This window comes from Arthrobacter sp. K4-10C (genome assembly GCF_059090085.1).
The window spans coordinates 1-16,859 of record NZ_JBNHFI010000019.1; the positions used below are offsets into that span (position 1 = coordinate 1).

19 protein-coding genes and 3 riboswitches are annotated in these 16,859 nt (G+C 66.0%); of the genes, 12 read left to right on the plus strand and 7 right to left on the minus strand.

Annotation, left to right across the window (positions count from 1 at the left end):
• Positions 1-1,475 (minus strand): glycine dehydrogenase (locus AC5RUU_RS19330; protein ID WP_493976823.1); only part of this gene is annotated, 1,475 nt, incomplete at its 3' end.
• A gap of 173 nt (positions 1,476-1,648) precedes the next feature.
• Positions 1,649-1,749, minus strand: a riboswitch (glycine riboswitch).
• A 302-nt stretch (positions 1,750-2,051) separates the two neighbouring features.
• A riboswitch (glycine riboswitch) is annotated at positions 2,052-2,150 on the plus strand.
• Between the two features lies 1 nt (position 2,151).
• Positions 2,152-2,249: riboswitch (glycine riboswitch) on the plus strand.
• Between the two features lie 52 nt (positions 2,250-2,301).
• On the opposite strand from AC5RUU_RS19330, the gene cycA reads away from it, so the two are divergent.
• From cycA to AC5RUU_RS19345, 3 genes are all read left to right on the plus strand, one after another.
• Positions 2,302-3,837 carry a D-serine/D-alanine/glycine transporter gene (cycA, locus tag AC5RUU_RS19335; RefSeq protein ID WP_493976824.1) on the plus strand — a complete coding sequence of 512 codons (1,536 nt, stop codon included), beginning with the start codon at positions 2,302-2,304 and terminating at the stop codon, positions 3,835-3,837.
• Between the two features lie 158 nt (positions 3,838-3,995).
• Entirely contained in the window at positions 3,996-4,805 is an 810-nt protein-coding gene (locus AC5RUU_RS19340) for a hypothetical protein (RefSeq protein WP_493976840.1), read from the plus strand.
• Entirely contained in the window at positions 4,789-5,538 is a 750-nt protein-coding gene (locus AC5RUU_RS19345; protein WP_493976825.1) for a LamB/YcsF family protein, read from the plus strand. Before AC5RUU_RS19340 ends, AC5RUU_RS19345 begins: the two co-directional genes overlap by 17 nt.
• Positions 5,539-5,581: 43 nt before the next feature.
• Here AC5RUU_RS19345 and AC5RUU_RS19350 read toward each other — a convergent pair whose 3' ends face one another.
• Positions 5,582-6,931 (minus strand): DUF445 domain-containing protein, encoded by a 1,350-nt coding sequence (locus tag AC5RUU_RS19350; protein ID WP_493976826.1) that lies wholly within the window; start codon positions 6,929-6,931, stop codon positions 5,582-5,584.
• A gap of 49 nt (positions 6,932-6,980) precedes the next feature.
• On the opposite strand from AC5RUU_RS19350, the gene AC5RUU_RS19355 reads away from it, so the two are divergent.
• The 6 genes from AC5RUU_RS19355 to AC5RUU_RS19380 all read left to right on the plus strand — a co-directional run bounded on the left by AC5RUU_RS19355 (position 6,981) and on the right by AC5RUU_RS19380 (position 11,357).
• Positions 6,981-7,880, plus strand: coding sequence for a glycerophosphodiester phosphodiesterase family protein (locus AC5RUU_RS19355; protein WP_493976827.1), 900 nt, complete (start codon positions 6,981-6,983; stop codon positions 7,878-7,880).
• A 7-nt stretch (positions 7,881-7,887) separates the two neighbouring features.
• Positions 7,888-9,258 carry a CoA transferase gene (locus AC5RUU_RS19360; RefSeq protein ID WP_493976828.1) on the plus strand — a complete coding sequence of 457 codons (1,371 nt, stop codon included), beginning with the start codon at positions 7,888-7,890 and terminating at the stop codon, positions 9,256-9,258.
• Positions 9,259-9,405: 147 nt separating this feature from the next.
• Positions 9,406-10,191, plus strand: coding sequence for an AzlC family ABC transporter permease (locus AC5RUU_RS19365; protein WP_493976829.1), 786 nt, complete (start codon positions 9,406-9,408; stop codon positions 10,189-10,191).
• Positions 10,188-10,499, plus strand: coding sequence for an AzlD domain-containing protein (locus AC5RUU_RS19370; protein ID WP_493976830.1), 312 nt, complete (start codon positions 10,188-10,190; stop codon positions 10,497-10,499). The genes AC5RUU_RS19365 and AC5RUU_RS19370 overlap by 4 nt, the downstream gene beginning before the upstream one ends.
• Positions 10,500-10,679: 180 nt before the next feature.
• Complete coding sequence (locus AC5RUU_RS19375) at positions 10,680-10,934, plus strand: hypothetical protein (protein ID WP_493976831.1); 255 nt, start codon at positions 10,680-10,682, stop codon at positions 10,932-10,934.
• Positions 10,935-11,021: 87 nt separating this feature from the next.
• Positions 11,022-11,357: a hypothetical protein gene (locus AC5RUU_RS19380; protein ID WP_493976832.1), complete on the plus strand. Its 336-nt coding sequence runs from the start codon at positions 11,022-11,024 to the stop codon at positions 11,355-11,357.
• Positions 11,358-11,465: 108 nt separating this feature from the next.
• Here AC5RUU_RS19380 and AC5RUU_RS19385 read toward each other — a convergent pair whose 3' ends face one another.
• Together AC5RUU_RS19385 and AC5RUU_RS19390 are read right to left on the minus strand one after the other, a co-directional pair.
• The gene (locus tag AC5RUU_RS19385; protein ID WP_493976833.1) at positions 11,466-11,690 is read right to left on the minus strand and encodes a hypothetical protein; all 225 of its coding nucleotides are present in this window, start codon (positions 11,688-11,690) and stop codon (positions 11,466-11,468) included.
• A 187-nt stretch (positions 11,691-11,877) separates the two neighbouring features.
• A complete protein-coding gene (locus tag AC5RUU_RS19390) occupies positions 11,878-12,543 on the minus strand; it encodes a TetR/AcrR family transcriptional regulator (protein WP_493976834.1) in 666 nt (221 codons plus the stop codon).
• A 121-nt stretch (positions 12,544-12,664) separates the two neighbouring features.
• Between AC5RUU_RS19390 and AC5RUU_RS19395 the strand changes: the two genes are divergently transcribed.
• From AC5RUU_RS19395 to AC5RUU_RS19405, 3 genes are all read left to right on the plus strand, one after another.
• Positions 12,665-12,988 (plus strand): thiamine-binding protein, encoded by a 324-nt coding sequence (locus tag AC5RUU_RS19395; RefSeq protein ID WP_493976835.1) that lies wholly within the window; start codon positions 12,665-12,667, stop codon positions 12,986-12,988.
• A 75-nt stretch (positions 12,989-13,063) separates the two neighbouring features.
• Positions 13,064-13,741, plus strand: coding sequence for an O-methyltransferase (locus tag AC5RUU_RS19400; protein WP_493976836.1), 678 nt, complete (start codon positions 13,064-13,066; stop codon positions 13,739-13,741).
• A 121-nt stretch (positions 13,742-13,862) separates the two neighbouring features.
• Entirely contained in the window at positions 13,863-14,342 is a 480-nt protein-coding gene (locus tag AC5RUU_RS19405; RefSeq protein WP_493976841.1) for a Dps family protein, read from the plus strand.
• A 108-nt stretch (positions 14,343-14,450) separates the two neighbouring features.
• On the opposite strand, the gene AC5RUU_RS19410 is transcribed toward AC5RUU_RS19405, so the two are convergent.
• From AC5RUU_RS19410 to AC5RUU_RS19420, 3 genes are all read right to left on the minus strand, one after another.
• Positions 14,451-14,627 carry a CsbD family protein gene (locus AC5RUU_RS19410; RefSeq protein WP_493976837.1) on the minus strand — a complete coding sequence of 59 codons (177 nt, stop codon included), beginning with the start codon at positions 14,625-14,627 and terminating at the stop codon, positions 14,451-14,453.
• A gap of 135 nt (positions 14,628-14,762) precedes the next feature.
• Positions 14,763-15,020, minus strand: a complete 258-nt coding sequence (locus AC5RUU_RS19415) for a hypothetical protein (protein WP_493976838.1) — start codon at positions 15,018-15,020, stop codon at positions 14,763-14,765.
• A 404-nt stretch (positions 15,021-15,424) separates the two neighbouring features.
• Complete coding sequence (locus AC5RUU_RS19420; RefSeq protein WP_493976839.1) at positions 15,425-16,651, minus strand: YihY/virulence factor BrkB family protein; 1,227 nt, start codon at positions 16,649-16,651, stop codon at positions 15,425-15,427.
• Positions 16,652-16,859: the final 208 nt, after the last annotated feature.

The following is a 16,859-nucleotide window of genomic DNA, read 5'->3' on the forward strand; positions in this document are numbered from 1 at the left end:
AGCGCCAGGTCCCGGTCCGACAACTTCCGGATATACCGCAACAGCTGCGTCTCCGACCGGTACGTATTGAACACCGGATGCTGCAGGTAGGACGAAGGGCGCACCACCGCTTCCGGTAGTTCGAAGCCCTTCGCGTCCCGAACGGGTCCGGCGCCGAAGGCGACGGCAACGGCGGAAAGTGTTGCCGCCGTCGTCGTTTCATCAATGGAAACGCCCACGGTGTCGGCGTCGATGAAGCGCAGGTTGATGCCGCGTGCTTCTGCGGCGGTGAGCACCTTGCCGGCCTTGCCCGGCACGCGGACGGTGAGGGTGTCGAAGAACGAACTGCTGACGAGTTCCCGGCCTGCAGCTTCGAGGGCGGTGGCGAGGACGCGGGTGTTGTGGTGGACCTTCTCCGCGATGGCCTTCAGCCCGTCGGGGCCGTGGTAAACGGCATAGAAGGAGGAGACGATGGCGAGCAAGGCCTGCGCCGTGCAGATGTTGGACGTGGCCTTCTCGCGGCGGATGTGCTGCTCGCGGGTCTGCAGCGCCAGGCGGTAGGCGGGGGCGCCGGCGTCGTCCTTGGAGACACCGACGATGCGGCCGGGAAGCGTGCGTTCCATTCCGGACCGGACCGCCATGTATGCGGCGTGCGGGCCGCCGAAGAACAGCGGGACGCCGAAGCGCTGCGTGGAGCCGACGGCGATATCGGCGCCCTGCTCACCGGGAGGGGTGATCAGCGTGAGGGCCAGCAGGTCAGCGGCCACCGTCACCAGCCCGCCACGTTCCTTAGCCGTAGCGATGACCGGTGACTGGTCCCAGACCCGGCCGGACACGCCGGGCTGCTGGAGGACGATGCCGTTGATGGCGCCGTCGGGAAGGCCCTTGGAGAGGTCGGCAACCTCCACCTCGAAGCCCAGCGCCTCCGCACGGCCCTGCACGATGGCGATGGTCTGCGGGAGGCAATCTGCGTCGATGACCGTCTTGCCGTCCTTCGCGTCTTTGCTTTTGTTGGCCCGCCGCATGAGCAATACGGCCTCGGCCACGGCGGTGGCCTCGTCCAGCAGCGAGGCGTTGGCCACCGGAAGCGCGGTCAGGTCCTGGACCATGGTCTGGAAGTTCAGCAGCGCCTCAAGCCGGCCCTGGGAAATTTCCGGCTGGTACGGGGTGTAGGCGGTGTACCAGGCCGGGGACTCAAGGATGTTGCGGCGGATCACCGGCGGCGTCACCGTGTCGTAGTACCCCTGGCCAATCATCTGGACAGCAGTCCTGTTCTTGCCGGCGAGCCTGCGCAGCTCGGCGAGGACCTCCACCTCGCTGAGGGCGTCGGACAGCCGGAGTGCCTCCTCCTGGCGGATGGATCCCGGAACGGCAACGTCCACGAGCCCGTCCACGCTGTCGTAGCCGATGGCCTTGAGCATGGTGCTGACATCGGCCTGGCGGCGGGCGCCGATATGACGGTCAGCGAAGGTGGATGGATTGGATTGAATCGTCATGAGGAACTCCAGGTCTGGCCGGCCAAGGGTGGCGCGGCATGGTTTGGGTTCCTCCCCGCTCTGTATTGGACCTGAGAGATTCCGAGGGCGCCTGCTCGTGGCAGGGCACTCTTGCACCGTCGGTGAGTCCGGCCCCCATCGAAGTGGGTGGCCGGGCTGCTTTCCAGAGTCGCCTCGCCGTGACGGTACATGGGCCTGAGAGATTCCTGGGGAGGATTTGCTCCTACGGCGCCTGTCCGGTGGTGGTCCGGGAGGGCTCTCCCGTCACAGCTCGAAAGGCTTATTCAAATGTGGGTGATTCGGCTCACAAGGTACACGGCCTTGCCTGCCGGTGGCAAATCGGGGGCCGCCGGGGTGCGGCCGGAAGCCCTCATTGTGCTTGGTGAAAGCGGCTGGTTGTGCGGGACGGGGCACCGCGCAGCCCGTCCGAAACTCCGCCCTAAGGGTTTGACAACCAGCCGTGACGGGCACCACACTGATCCGGTGACCGACGCCGTGCCGGACCGGCCCCACCGATTCGGGGCGGCCCTGCCGGCATCGGTCCACGCGAAGCAACTTACTAACTGAACACGCCTTTGACCTGTGGCGGGAGAGCCCTGCCAGGTACATCCAGCAGGCGCCGTAGGAGCAAACCCTCCCCAGGAAACTCTCAGGCCCATGTACCGCCACGGAAAGGCAACTCTGGAAAGCAGCCGGGCAGGCCCTGGCTCACCGACGGTGCAAGCATGCCCTCGCGGCTGCGGAAACTCTCAGGTCCTGTACAGAGCGGGGAGGAACCGAATCTTTGCGGCACCCGGTGGTGCTGCTTGAACGATGGAGTTCCTCTATGACGATTCATCCCCCGACGTCCCCCAGCGGCCAACCACCCCACGGCACATCCTCCTCCGGCAAGGCCGCGCACAGCGAACCTCCCCACCTTGAGCGCCAGCTCAGCAACCGCCACATCCAGCTCATCGCCATTGGCGGTGCCATTGGCACCGGCCTCTTCATGGGCTCGGGCAAGACCATCTCCGCGGCGGGCCCGTCTGTGATCTTCGTGTACATGATCATCGGCTTCATGCTGTTCTTCGTCATGCGGGCCATGGGTGAACTGCTGCTGAGCAACCTGAACTACAAGTCCTTCAGCGATTTCGCTGCCGACCTGCTGGGACCGTGGGCAGGCTTCTTCACAGGGTGGACCTACTGGTTCTGCTGGGTGATCACCGGCATTGCGGACGTCATCGCCATCGCCGGGTACTCCCGCGAACTGTGGCCGGAGCTGCCGCTGTGGATTCCCGGGCTGGCCACCGTGGCCATCCTCCTGCTGCTGAACCTCGCCACAGTCAAAGCGTTCGGAGAGACCGAATTCTGGTTCGCCCTCATCAAGATCATCGCCATCGCTGCGCTGATCATCGTGGGCCTGTTCATGATCTTCACCGGCTTCCAGAGCGACGCCGGGACGGCAAGCTTCAACAACCTGTGGAGCCACGGCGGCTTCTTCCCCAACGAGTTCATGGGCTTCGTGGCCGGATTCCAGATCGCCGTTTTCGCCTTCGTGGGAATCGAACTCGTGGGCACCACCGCCGCTGAGGCCAAGAACCCCGAGCGGAACCTGCCCAAGGCCATCAACGCCATCCCCATCCGCGTGCTGCTGTTCTACGTCGGCGCGCTCATCATTCTGATGTCGGTCACCCCCTGGACCCAGTTCGCCGCCGGCCACAGCCCGTTCATCGGCATGTTCTCCCTGGCCGGGCTCGGCGCCGCAGCCACCATCGTCAACCTCGTGGTGCTCAGCTCCGCCATGTCCTCCGCCAACTCCGGCATCTACTCCACTTCCCGGATGGTGTTCGGACTGGCCCAGGAGGGCGACGCGCCGGGCGTTTTCGCCCGCCTTTCGTCGAAGAAGGTGCCCAGCAACGCACTGTTCCTGTCCTGCGTGCTGCTGCTCTCCGGCGTCGTGCTCATGTACGCCGGGCAGGATGTTGGGAAAGCCTTCGAAATGGTCACCACCGTCTCGGCCGTTTGCTTCATCTTCGTCTGGTCCATCATCCTGGCCAGCTACCTGGCATTCCGGCGCCGCCGCCCGCATCTGCACTCGGCGTCGAAGTTCAAGATGCCCGGCGGTATCCCGGTGGTGTGGGCGGTCTTTGCGTTCTTCGCCTTCGTCCTGTGGGCCCTGACCACCCAGCCCGACACCCTTGCCGCCCTGCTGGTCACCCCCGCCTGGTTCCTGGTGCTGGGCGCCGCATGGGCAATCCTGCGCCGCCGGCCGGGCCACCTCGCCCGTTTTGAGGTGTTCAAGGCAGAGCTGCGTGCAGACGGTGCTGCGGCCGGCCGTAGCCCCGGGGCCGGAATACCTGCAGAAGAGCAAACAAGGATGTGACCGGACCCGCAGCCATGCGGCTGTCCTCCTGCAGCATCGAACTCCACCGCTGACACACAGGCCGCAACGGTAGAAGTTAAGCATGCTTAGTGTCCTGCCACATAGGATGGAGGAGCACGGCAGCCCACCGCTGCAGGTCGATTTGAATGAAGGTGACCATGGCCAGGCGCAGCAATCCCGCAGTACGAATCGCGCAGGAATCCGCCCACAACGCGGTGTTCGACGCCGACGGCAATCCGAAGCCCGGTGTCCACAACATGCTCCTGAAGGCGGTGGAAATCCAGCGCCCGTTTGTGGTGGCCTACATCCGCCGGCTGCAAAAGAAGCACCCGCGGGCCACCGCCGCCCAGCTGGCCGACATCCTGGAACGTGACTACCTCCGTGCCGTCACCGGCGGCGGGGCCCTGGTGGGCGCCACCGCCGTCGTCCCCGGCGTGGGAACGGTGGCATCGCTGGGACTCTCCGCGGCCGCGACAGTGGGATTCCTGGAAGCAACAGCCCTGTACGCCACCTCCTTGGCCGAACTCCACGGCATTCGCCTGACCAATCCCGAGAAGGCCAGCACCATGGTCATGGCCATCATGCTGGGCGAGGAGGGGACGTCCCTGCTGGGTGCGCTCAGCGGGCAGGTGGCGGGCAACGGCGCCAACGCCACCAAGGCATGGGGCAGCATGTTGTCCAAATCGATGCCCATGCCAGGCTTCGGCAGCATCCGCAGCCGGATCCAAAAGGCGTTCCTCAAGAACCTCCTCAAGCGCCAGGGCACAGCCCTTTTTGGGAGGGCCCTGCCCTTCGGCATCGGTGCGGTGGTTGGCGGAGCGGGTAACCTCATGATGGGCCGCGCAGTGGTGTCGAACGCAAAGGAAGCGTTCGGACCCATGCCGGACACCATTCCAGGGGAGCTCACGGCAGCCGCAGCTCCCGACAAGCAGACGCTGGAAGGCAACACTTTTGGATCTCAACGCTGACCTCGGCGAATCATTCGGCTCGTGGCGAATGGGGGATGATGCCGCGATGTTCCAGCTGGTGACCAGCGCGAATGTGGCCTGCGGGTTCCACGCCGGCGACCCGATCACCATGCTGGACAGCTGCCGGGCAGCCTATGAGCTTGACGTCACCGTAGGCGCCCATGTTGGCTACCGGGACCTGGCAGGCTTCGGCCGGCGTTCGCTGGATGCGAGTTTCGATGAGTTGTTTGGGGACGTGTTGTACCAGCTGGGCGCGCTCGACGGCGTGGCCCACGCCGTGGGTGCCTCAGTGGACTACGTGAAGCCCCACGGCGCGCTTTACAACCGGCTGGTGCACGACGCAGAGCAGGCCTCGGCTGTGGTTGCGGCCGTCAACGCATACGATCCTGGGCTGCCCATCCTGGGGCTGCCGGGGTCGGAGTTGCTGAAGCAGGCACAAGAGGCCGGGCACCCGGTGTTTGTGGAGGCTTTCGCGGACCGTGCCTACCGCGCTGACGGCACGTTGGTGCCGCGCTCCCAGGAAGCTGCCGTTCTGCACGACCTCGACGTGGTTGTCGAGCGGGCTGTCCGCCTTGCCACCAAGGGCGAAGTGGTGGCCGTTGATGGGACCGTGGTGCAGGTCAGGGCTGATTCGCTGTGCATCCACGGTGATACACCGGGTTCTGTGGAGATGGCCGCAGGCGTGCGGGCAGGACTCGAAGCAGCCGGGGTTGAGCTGCAGCCTTTCGCCTAAGCCCGGGCTTCCCCGCACACCTGTATTCGACAGGCAGCCACGCTCAGCCGAAGATCAGGTGCGCCACCGTAAAGATCGCCAACCCCGCCAGGGATCCCACCACGGTACCGTTGATGCGGATGAACTGCAGGTCCTTACCTACCTGGAGTTCGATCTTCTGCGACGTCTCCTCGGCATCCCAGCGCGCAACCGTGTCCGTTATGACCCCCGCAATATCGGAGCGGTAGGTCCGCACCAGGTATCCGGCGGCGTCGCCGATCCAGGCGTTGACCTTGCCGGCGAGCTCGGGATCGCTGACCAGCCGCGAACCGAAGTCCCGGACCGCTGCCTTGAACTTGATGGTCAGTTCGCTGTCGGGATCGTCCACGGCACCCAGCAGGGCGTTCTTCACCGTTCCCCAGGTCCGGAAAGCGAGTTCGCGGACCTCGGGGTCACCCAGGACCTGGGCCTTGATGTCCTCGGCGCGCGCGATCATGGCAGGATCGTGCTGCAGGTCCTGGGCAAGGTCGTTCAAGTACTTGTCGATCGACTGCCGCACCTGGTGGTTCGGGTCCGCCTGCACTGCACGGACGAACTTCAGGATCTCCACGTACACCTTGTCACCCACCAGGCCGTCCACGAACTGCGGAACCCAGGTGGGGGAGCGGTCCGAGACCAGCCGCGTGACCGTCTCATGGTTGTCGTCCACCCAGTCGGCTGCCCGGTCCACCAGCAGGTCAACCATCTTGTGGTGGTGCCCGTCATGGAAGATCCGCTCAGCCATCCGGCCCACGGGAGGTCCCCACGGGGGAGTGAGCAGATGCTTGCGCACCATTCCCTCGATCACTGCCTGGACGTCGTCGTCATTCAGGACCTTGAACATGCCGCGGATGAGGGCCGCGCCCTCCTTGGCCACCCGCTCGGCACCGCCCGGCGTGGCCAGCCATTCGCCCGCCCGGCGGGCTATGTTGACGCTGGCCAGCTTCTCCTGGACTACCTGTTCGGACAGGAAATTCGTCTCGACAAATTCGCCCAGCGAGGCCCCGATCTGGTCCTTCCGGCGCGGAATGATCGCGGTGTGCGGGATCTTGATGCCCATCGGGTACTTGAACAGCGCTGTCACCGCGAACCAGTCGGCCAGAGCGCCCACCATGCCGCCTTCCGCGGCCGCCCGCACGTATTGCAGCCATGGGTATTCCTTTTGCAGTGCGAAAGCGAAAACGAAAATCACCGCCATGGCGATCAGCAGGCCCAGGGCCACAAGCTTCATTTTCCGCAGCGCTGCCGCCTTTTCGGCGTCACCGCCACCAAGCTGGTGTCCGACGGCGGCGGCACGCGCCTGTGCCTCGTCCGGCGCCGGGCGTGGGGGCCGGGCCGGGGCTTCCCGGGTAGTTGGCTCAGAGTTCACCTGCATGTGCCAAGCCTAGCCCCGCAGCACGTGCGCGGTCGGCTACCGTGTCTGCATGACGTTTGAGGAGCCAGTGCCGCAGAGGCCGTTGGTCTTTGCCCACCGCGGCGCGAGCGCCGCCTTCGCCGAACACACCCGGGCCGCCTACCTGCAGGCGCTGGCGGACGGCGCCGATGGCGTGGAATGCGATGTCCACCTGACGCGTGACCAGCATGTGGTCCTCCTGCATGACGCCAACCTGGACCGCACCTCGGACGGAACGGGACCGGTGGCGGAGCGGACGCTGCGCCAGTTGAGGCACCTGGATTTTTCGTCGTGGAAGGGCGTGCGGATCCCTGAGGCTTACGGCGCACGGTCCGAACAGTTCCTGACCCTGCCCGAGCTGCTGGACATCCTGCGGGGGGCGGGCCGGGCGGTCAAGCTTGCCATCGAACTGAAGCACCCCAGCCCGTTCCAGCTGAAACTGGAGGACAGGGTCCTCGAGTTGCTGCGCCGGGAAGGGTGGGACCCCGCCAGTTCCACGGTGGACAACGTGGTGGTGACGTTCATGAGCTTCAGCCCTGACTCGGTCCGGCACCTGCTCCGTTCGGTCCCGGCCCCATACATCTGCCAGTTGGTGGATGACATCAACATCCGCGAGATCCGCGGCGGCCTGGGCCTGGGGCCGATCACCGGCGGGGCTATTGCCAACCTGATGAAGGCCACCCAGCTGGAAGGCGAGCGGATCCTGGACGCCCGCCTGGCCGGCCTTGCCGGGCCGGGCATCGATTACGTGCGCGCGCATCCGGACGCCGTCCGGCGTTGGTTGGACGGTGGCAGGCGCTTCCGGGTTTGGACGGTGGACTCCCCGGCGGATGTGGCCCTGTGCCAGGGACTCGGCATCCACGAGATCACCACCAATGTGCCCGCCCGGGTGCTTAACCAGCTTCAGGTGGCCTCGCCGCAGGGAAGGTAGGCATGGCGTGAGCAAACAAGCCGACGACGGCGGCGCCCGCCGCTGGTGGGCCGGGCCCCTGGATGTGGAGGGCCTTGCGCTCGGTGCCGTCCGCGCCGCGGCCGCCGCCCTGGACCGGTACACCGGCGTGCCTGGAAGGTTCACCACCACACCGGCCCTGACCGCAGCCGCCTTCGATTCTTCCGGGCATCTGAGGATCGCCGGCCGGAAGCTGCAGGGGTTTGCCCCGCTGTCCGGGTTCCGGCGCACCGGAGACGGCTGGATCCGGCTGCACGCGAATTACCCGCATCACGAGCAGCGCCTGCTCCAGGCCTTGGACGCCGGCTCTGCGGAACAGTTGGACTCCGTGCTCCGGACCATGACGTCCCTTGAGGCCGAGGCCACCGTCCAGGCCAGGGGCGGAATTGCCGCTGCCGTCCGGACGCGCAGCGACTGGATGGCCTCCCGCATGGGCCATGCAGCCGGGTCAGGTCCGTGGATTTCCCTCACATCCGCCGAAGGCGAAGGTGCTGGCATCGGCCTGGCAGGAATGCCGGGGCGGGCAGAGGGAGCGGCAAGTGCGGCACCTGCAAACGCGGGCACCGTTACCCGCCGTCCTCTTGCCGGCGTCCGCGTCCTGGACTTGACCAGGGTCATCGCCGGTCCGGTCGCCACCCGGCTCCTCGCTGCTCTGGGAGCAGACGTGCTGAGGATCGACCCGCCCCGGCTGCCCGAACTGTCCGACCAGTTCGTGGACACCTGCTTCGACAAACGCAGCGCGGAGGCAGACCTTGGCACGCCCGGCAACCTGCGCCGGCTGCAGGAGCTCGTGGCTGGCGCAGACGTGGTGGTCACCGGGTACCGGCAAGGGGCGCTGGACCGGTTCGGGCTGGGTGCCAATGCCCTGCTGGAGAGCCGCCCGGAGCTGGCCGTGGTCACGCTGAACAGCTGGGGTGCAACAGGGCCGTGGAGCGGCCTGCGAGGCTTCGACAGCATCGTCCAGGCGGCCACCGGGATTGCGAGCGTCTACGGCCAGGAGGTCTACGACCAGGGGAAGGACGACGGCGCCTGGCACCCGGGTGCCCTGCCCGTCCAGGCGCTGGACCACGCCACCGGATATGGAGCGGCAGCAGCCGCTGTCACCCTGCTCGCCGCCCGGCGTCGGACCGGCGTGGGGGGAGCAGCCCGGCTGTCGCTGGCGAGGACAGCCGAGGAGCTTTTTTCGCTGCCGAGAACACATGAAGCGGCAGTGGAGCTGCAGCAGCCGGACTACCGGACCATGCCCAGTTCCTTTGGGGAACTCCGGTATGTCCTGCCTCCGTTGCTGCTGGAGGGCCAACCGCTCGACTACCGCAACCCGCCGCCGACCTACGGTAGTTCCGCGCTGGCCTGGGCCTGACGCGCCGCCAAGCAGCTTCAAGGGTTGTTTCAAACGCCCGTCGCCCCTGTGGTTGAGTGGAGCCATGCTTTTTCACCGGTCCGGCCAGGATGCCACCGCACTGTCCGCCGCTGCCACAAACGCTCTGCGCTCACCGGGGCGGCGGCCGTGAGGTTGCTGGCATCACCGGCGGTACGCGTGGGAATCTCCATCAGCATCGCCACGGGGCTCTATGGGGTGTCCTTCGGGGCGCTCTCCGTCACGTCCGGGCTGGACCTTTGGCAGACCATGGCCCTCAGCCTCCTGCTGTTCAGCGGCGGCTCCCAGTTCGCATTTATCGGGGTAGTGGGAGGCGGCGGTTCCGGCATTGCGGCCATGAGCGCCGCCACGCTGCTGGGGATGCGCAACGGCATCTACGGTATGCAACTGAACGCCCTGCTCCGGCCCAGCGGCTGGCGCAAGTACGTGGGTGCGCAAGTGACCATCGACGAGTCCACGGCGACCAGCACCGGCCAGACGGATCCCGCGGAGCAACGCCGCGGATTCTGGGCCGCCGGCATTGGAATTTACGTGCTGTGGAACCTCTTCACCTTGGTGGGAGCGCTCACCGGCAGCGGGCTGGGGGACCCAAAGCAGTGGGGCCTGGACGGCGCCGCGGTGGCCGCCTTCCTGGCGTTGCTGTGGCCGCGGCTCAAAGGCCGCGAACCTGTGGCCATTGCCGTGGCGTGTGCCGTGGCCACGGTGATCGCCGTTCCGTTCGTGCCGGCGGGCGTGCCCATCCTGGTGGCAGCCTTAGTGGCGGCCCTCATCGGCTGGTTCAGCCACGGCCGCAGCGATGAGGGGCTCGAACCTGACGTGGAGCCCTACGGGGAGCACCACAGCCATGGCGGGAGCCACCACGACGGCGGGCTCCACCGCGGTCATGGCGGCACTCTTCCGGGAGCCGGCACATGAGCCTCTGGTTTTGGCTGCTGCTGGCCTGTGCCCTGGCCTACGCCTGGAAGCTTGCGGGTTACCTGGTGCCGGCCCGCTTCCTGGAGGACCCACGGATGTCGCGCATCGCCGGCACCATGACCATCGGCCTGCTTGCGTCCCTCACCATGGTGAACGCGGTGGCGTCCGGGCAGTCGTTGGCCGCCGACGCGCGGCTCGGCGCCCTGGCAGCGGCAGCCATTGCCCTGGCGCTTCGGGCCCCGTTCCTGGTAGTGGTGCTCGCCGGTGCGGGCACGGCAGCCCTGCTGAGGGTCCTCGGCTGGAACTGACGGCTAAGACTGACGGCCGGAACTGACGGACGGGCCGGAGCAGGGGCCGCCACCGGGCGCGCGGGACAGCGTTGCAAGGGGGCACGCAGGGGTGATGCGGATCACTTCCAATGCCTGCCCCCGGCTGTACTATGGGAGCGGCTATGCAGTTGGCCACTGAATTTCCTGTGAACGGCAACCATGGATAATCAGCTGCACGCTGCCGGAGAAAGAGCCGGCAAGCCCCGAAAAAATGCCCGACGGCGGGCGGGGCTACCGGCCAAACGCTTCTATACCCGCTTCGTCGGCCTGTCCGACGTCCCGCCGGAGGACCTCGAGTTGCTCGCCAAGAGGTTGCAGCCCGGGCTGGGCGTGGATCCGTCGTCGCCGGTTCCGGCATTTCAGGCCATGGTGCGGCGGGAGATCCGGAAGAGGGGAGACGCGGCCCGCGGGTGACGGCCCCGCCGGCACGCCCGCCGACATCCAAAGGCCCGTCGAAGGCCGGAACGGCCCCACTGTTGGAGGCCGCAGGAGGACACCCAGATGAATGCACAGTCGCAGCCCGCGGAGCCAAAAGACAACAGGCCGGAAGACGTCGAGCCTCAGGACGTCATGCCCAAAGACGGCAAGGACGAAAGCGGCCCGGAAAAGGCCTCAGCAGCCGATAAACCGGTTTCGGACGAAGAACCCGCGCCCGTCGCGCCTGCAACAGGGCAGTCCGGAAGGTCCCGTCCCGGATATCTGGACCCCCGCGGCTCGGAATCCACGAGGGGGATGCGCGACACCGCACGCCGCCGCAGGGACGCAGAGGAGAAGCTGCAGCAGCACCTGCTGGAAGCGAAGGAGCACGTCCCCAATGAGCACCACGAGCAGGAATAAGCACCACGAGCATCCTCTGCAGGAAAACGGTGTGCAGGCAAGGGCATGCAGGAAACGGTGGGTGCTGCGGGAGACTTTGGTACAGCCCGGCTCGGGCGGCCCTTGGTACTACGCCACTCCGTGGGCGGCGCCGTCCGGCGAAACGGCCCGGCGGCAGCTCTCTTCGACGGCCATCTCGTACCAGGCCTGAGCCCCGAACTCAGGTTCGGGCGTGTCCAGGTTCTGGTAGAGCGCATCCAGCAGGTCTGCCAGTTCATTGGCAGACAGTGTGGGCAGGATGTCTTCGGGGTCGCGCGGACTGTTGAGGTAGTGCGAAATCTTCGAAATGTTCATGGCGCGTTCATCAGGCTGGGGCCGTGGGGCGCCGGTAATGCAGGAACTGCTTCATGGCGGTCGCTCCATCTCGAGTTTCCAGAGGCTGGCTGCGTAACCCCTTTGCAGTGTATTGCACCCGGAGGGCGCCCACAATGGGTCCCTGCCCCCAGGGGTGGCTGCAAGCCGGCCGGAAGCTCCGGGGTATCTAACCCAGCCCGGGTGCACCCAATGCCGCGGTCAGTGGCGGCGCAGCCGCGGTTGTCGCGGCAGGCACCGGCACATGCGGCGGGAGGGGACGCGCCGGCCGGACAGTGCGGATGGCGTCTTCCACCAGCGCCAATGGACGCCGCCAGGCGTCGGACCCGGGCTCCATCGTGTCCACCACTCCGATCAGCATGGCGAGCAGGCGGAACATGTCCGTCATCGAAATGTCGGACCGCAGGCTTCCCTGCCCCTGCCCGCGCACCAGCAGGACGCTGATTGATTCCATGAGGGAACCGGTGATGCCGGTTAACAGCTCGCGCCTGCCGGCAACGGCACCCAGCAGGTTGGCATCGGCACTGGAGGCATCCATCAGGGACTCCAGGACCCGGAACAGTCCGGCGGCGGCATCGATGTCGGCCAGGGCGCCTTCGATCACGGGATCCACGGTGAGCCGGAGTTGCCGGTTCAGGGCAGCAAGGACGAGTTCTTCCTTGTCCGCGAAGTTCCGGAAGAGGGTGGCAGGGCCTACGCCGGCAGTGGCTGCAATGGTCTGCAGTGGTACGTCCGGACCAAATTCCCGGAAGCACTGGCGCGCGGCGGTGATGATCTTGTCCACGTTCCGCGCTGCGTCGGCGCGTAGGGGTTTGCGGGCGACTGCGAGACTCATGCCCAAAAGGTTAGCAACGGAGGTGCGCGCCTTCACCGTTACTGGAGGGTAGGCGCTTATGTGACGGCGGCGCCTCCTACGCTGCCCGTGGAAGCGGGCGGCGGCGTGGGAGACTGGCTTCATGTTGCTTGCGTTCTCTGTTGCCCCGTCCGGCACCCCCGCTGAAGGTTCCCGGCCCGGCGACGCATCCGTTCACGACGCCGTTGCCGCCGCCGTCAAGATCGTCCGGGAGTCAGGGCTTCCCAACCGGACGGACTCGATGTTCACCACCATCGAAGGCGAATGGGACGAGGTGTTCGACGTCGTCAAACGCGCCACCGAGGCGGTGGGGCGCTACGGCAGCCGCGTGTCCCTGGTGATCAAGGCCGATATCCGGCCCGGCTACACCGGCGAGCTCACCGCAAAGGTGGAGCGCCTGGAAGATGCCCTCACAGACGGTTCCTGACGCGCCATTCCTGGTGAACCTCTGGTCCGGCACATTTCTATGGACCAGCAAGTCTGCCCGTGCCAAACTGTGGCAATGTTCGAGCACAAGCCCCGGCCGGAGTGGACGGCAACTGAAGAGTTCCTGACGCGCGTGGTGGTCCATCCGGACCCTGCCATGGAGCAGGCCATAACCTCCGCCGCGGAAGCGGGCATGCCCGCTATCGAGGTGGCACCGAACGCGGGAAAGCTGCTTAAGCTCCTGGTCCAGCTGACCGGTGCACGCCGCGTCCTGGAGATCGGCACCCTCGCCGGCTTCAGCACCATCTGGATCGGGCGTGGGCTTCCCGAGGACGGCACCGTGGTGACGTGCGAATTCCTCCCCAAGCACGCGGAAGTGGCCTGGGCCAACATCGACTTCGCCGGCTTGGGCGAGAAAGTGGAGATCCGGCTGGGTCCCGCCCTGGAAACCCTGGCCGCGCTCGACGAGGAGGGCCGGGAGCCCTTTGACTTCATCTTCATCGACGCCGACAAGGAGAACAACAGCCGGTACCTGGACTGGGCCGTGCGGCTGGGCAGGCCCGGGGCCACCGTGGTCCTGGACAACACCATCTGGGAGGGTGCCGTCCTGGACCCGGGAATCGATCCCGTCAATGCGCCCGGCATCGTTGAAGCCCTCAAACTGCTGGGGCAGCACCCCCGGCTGGATGCCACTGTCATCCAGACCGTCGGATCCAAAGGCTGGGACGGTTTTGCGCTCGCGAGGATCATCTAGCAGGCGTCGATCAATCAGTGGCGTAGCACCCGCGGTTCGGTCGCCGCTGGACAGTTACTAAGTATGCTTAGAATGAGGTGAGGCTGATGGGCAGCCGGCCAGGCCGCAATGGAGGTACATGATGAAAGCGTCACCCACCCTTGCCAGCAACCTGCAGATGGTCCTCACCGACCTGATTGAGCTGCACCTGCAGGCAAAACAGGCCCACTGGAACCTCGTGGGCACCAATTTCCGGGACCTGCACCTGCAGCTCGACGAGATCGTCGTGGCCGCCCGGCTTTTCGCGGACCAGACGGCCGAACGGATGCGCGCACTGCACGCCCTGCCCGATGGGCGCAGCAGCACCGTCTCAGCGGACAACCGCCTGGACGAGTTTCCTGAGGGCCTGACCACCACCAAGGACACCGTCAAGCTGATCACCACCAGGCTGGAACGCACCGTACAGACCATGCGCGACGTCCACGACGACGTCGACGAGGAAGATCCCACCAGCGCCGACCTGCTGCACGCAGCCATCGAACGCCTGGAACAGTTGGCCTGGATGGTCAACGCGGAAACCATGTCCCCCACCGCTTCTGTCACTGAGCCCGCCGCCAAATAGCTGCCAGGCCTGGCCCCGACAGCAACTGCGACGCAACGTCAGGGGGACGGTGGCGGGCGCAGCGAAAGGGTGCTGCCGCAGTAAGCGGCAGCACCCTTTCGCGTGGTCCTAGTCCTTCTTGAAGGCGTCCTTGACCTTCTCGCCCGCCTGTTTCAGGTCGGCCTTCGTCTGGTCCACCTTGCCTTCGGACTGGAGGCTCTCGTCATCCGTTGCCCGGCCAGTGGCCTCTTTGGCTTTGCCGCCCATCTTCTCGGCGGCGTTGTCGATCTTGTCGTCCAAACCCATGGCATTGCTCCCTTCGGCTGGTGGCCTGCCGACCATATTGCCGCAGGCCATGCTCCCATGCTAGCCACACAAAGGATGCGCCAACAGGGGCGGGCCCCTGTGGTTGACCTGCAGGTACTCGCCAGGCTGGGCGTTTCAGACCAGCGGCGGCACGCTGGCCACGATGTAGTCGGCGGCGGCCGGGCCGGTCATGGACAGGTTGTTGCTGTCCGGGTTGATCCCCTGTCCACGCAGGGCCTCCCAGAGCGCTTCCGGAGACTGAGGCTGTGTTTCGTGGATGAGGCACCAACTGGTGTAAAGGCCATAGAGTTCGTCGCGTCCGAGGCCCAGGCCGGGCTCCCTGTCCGGAACAACTGCTTCGGCAAGAAAATCTTCAAAGTGGTTAGCAGGCATGTCCGCTCATTAGGGTCGACCGTGATGCCGCCGTATCTGCTTCAGCGGCCCCGCCGGCACCAGAAAGGGGCCAGCAGAGTAATCATGAAAATATTGCAGGGCGGATCACTTTGTCCAGTTACGGCTGCCCGAAGGGGCCGGAAACTCCGGCAGTTGTGCGGATTGAGGGGGCCGACGGCGACTGGGGGGACTGGCCTCGGTCTCAGAGGAGGCCATCTCACCGCCGGCCCCGCCTTGCCCCGGGCCCTTGTAAACCCGGGAACTCCAACTGGACCTACCTCCAATTTTCCCCCATCTTGCAGGTCCTGCCTAGTACCTGCCGCGGGCGCTGTGGACGCGCCGTCCACGCCCCGCACAAAGAGAGGCACAGTGCCTGGCGACGGACACTGTGCCTCTCCCGGAACCTACCGGCTGCTGTTTCCTTCGCTGCCGGGGGATTCGGGACGGCTGGCGCGGTCCCGCACCTTATCCCGCACGCGGTCCCGGTGGGGCTCCGTTTCCTGGTGTGCGTCCTTGTCCCCGCCGGAATCCCCGGCGTCCCCTGGAGCTTCAGCGCCGCCGTCGCCATTTTGGGCACTGTACTTTTCACGGAGTTCCCGGCCATGCCGGATGTCTTCTTCCTCCTGCGCCTGCAGCTTCTCGCTCTTCTTAGTGTCCCGCGGCGGCAGCTGGATGGTCTCTTCCGCCTTGATGCCGGCCTGGAGCTGCCGGCCCCGTTCCATCTCGGCGTCAAATTCAGCCCCGAACAGCAGGGACATGTTCAGGATCCAGAGCCATAGCAGCATGACAATCACGCCGCCCAGGGCGCCGTAGGTCTTGTTGTAGTTTCCGAAGTTGCCAACGTAGAACCCGAAACCGAGGGAGGCAAGCAGGAAGACGAACAGGGCGATCCCCGAGCCCATGCTCATCCATTTGAACTTGGGCTGCTTGACGTTGGGGGTGGCGTAGTAGAGCACGGCGATGATGACGATGATCAGGGCCACCATGACCGGCCACTTGGCAATGTCCCAGACGGCGAGGAAAACGCCGCCGAGCCCGATCAAACCTCCCACCGCCTCCGCCACCGGGCCGCTGAGCACCAGCATGCCCGCAAGGATTGTCACGATGACTACGGCCAGCAGCGTGACCACCAGCATGGTGCCGCGCAGCTTGACGAACGGCCGCCCCTCGTCAACCTCGTAGACGCGGTTCATGGCGCGGCCGAAGGCGCCTACATAGCCGGAGGCAGACCAGAGTGCGGTGGCAAGGCCGAGGACCAGCGTCAAACCGGCCGCGGGTGCGTTGGCCAGTTCACTCACGGGGCCGCTGAGCGTATCGGCGGTCTCGGCGGGGGCGAATCCGCGAACGATCTCCAGCAGCGCCGCGGTTGTCTTCTGCGGGTCCCCGAAGAGGCCGATCAGCGAGACGATCGCGAGCAATGCCGGAAACAGCGACAGCACAGCGTAATACGTCAGCGAAGCGGCGAGGTCGGGGCACTGGTCCTTGCTGAACTCCCGGAGGGTCTTCCTGGCAATGTACTTCCAGTTCGGCTTGTCAAGGTCCGTGGGGCTGTCCGGCTTTCGTGAATCGTCTGGATCCGGTGCCTGCCCTGCTTTGGCTGTGCTGCTCTCGGATGCGTCGTGAGTGGCCATGGGGTGTCCTCTCCATAAGGGTGCGAAACTGAGAGACCGGCTCCGCGGTTTGGCGGGGCCGGCCTCTCAGGTGGTGCTCGTGCCTCTTGGTGCCGCGTTTAGTAGCGGGTCAGGTGTTTTGGACGTTGGTTTTGGCGTCGGTGGCGCGGTCTTTGACGTCGGTGGCGGCGTGTTGGCCTTCGGTTTTGATGTTTTGGGCTGCGTCGGT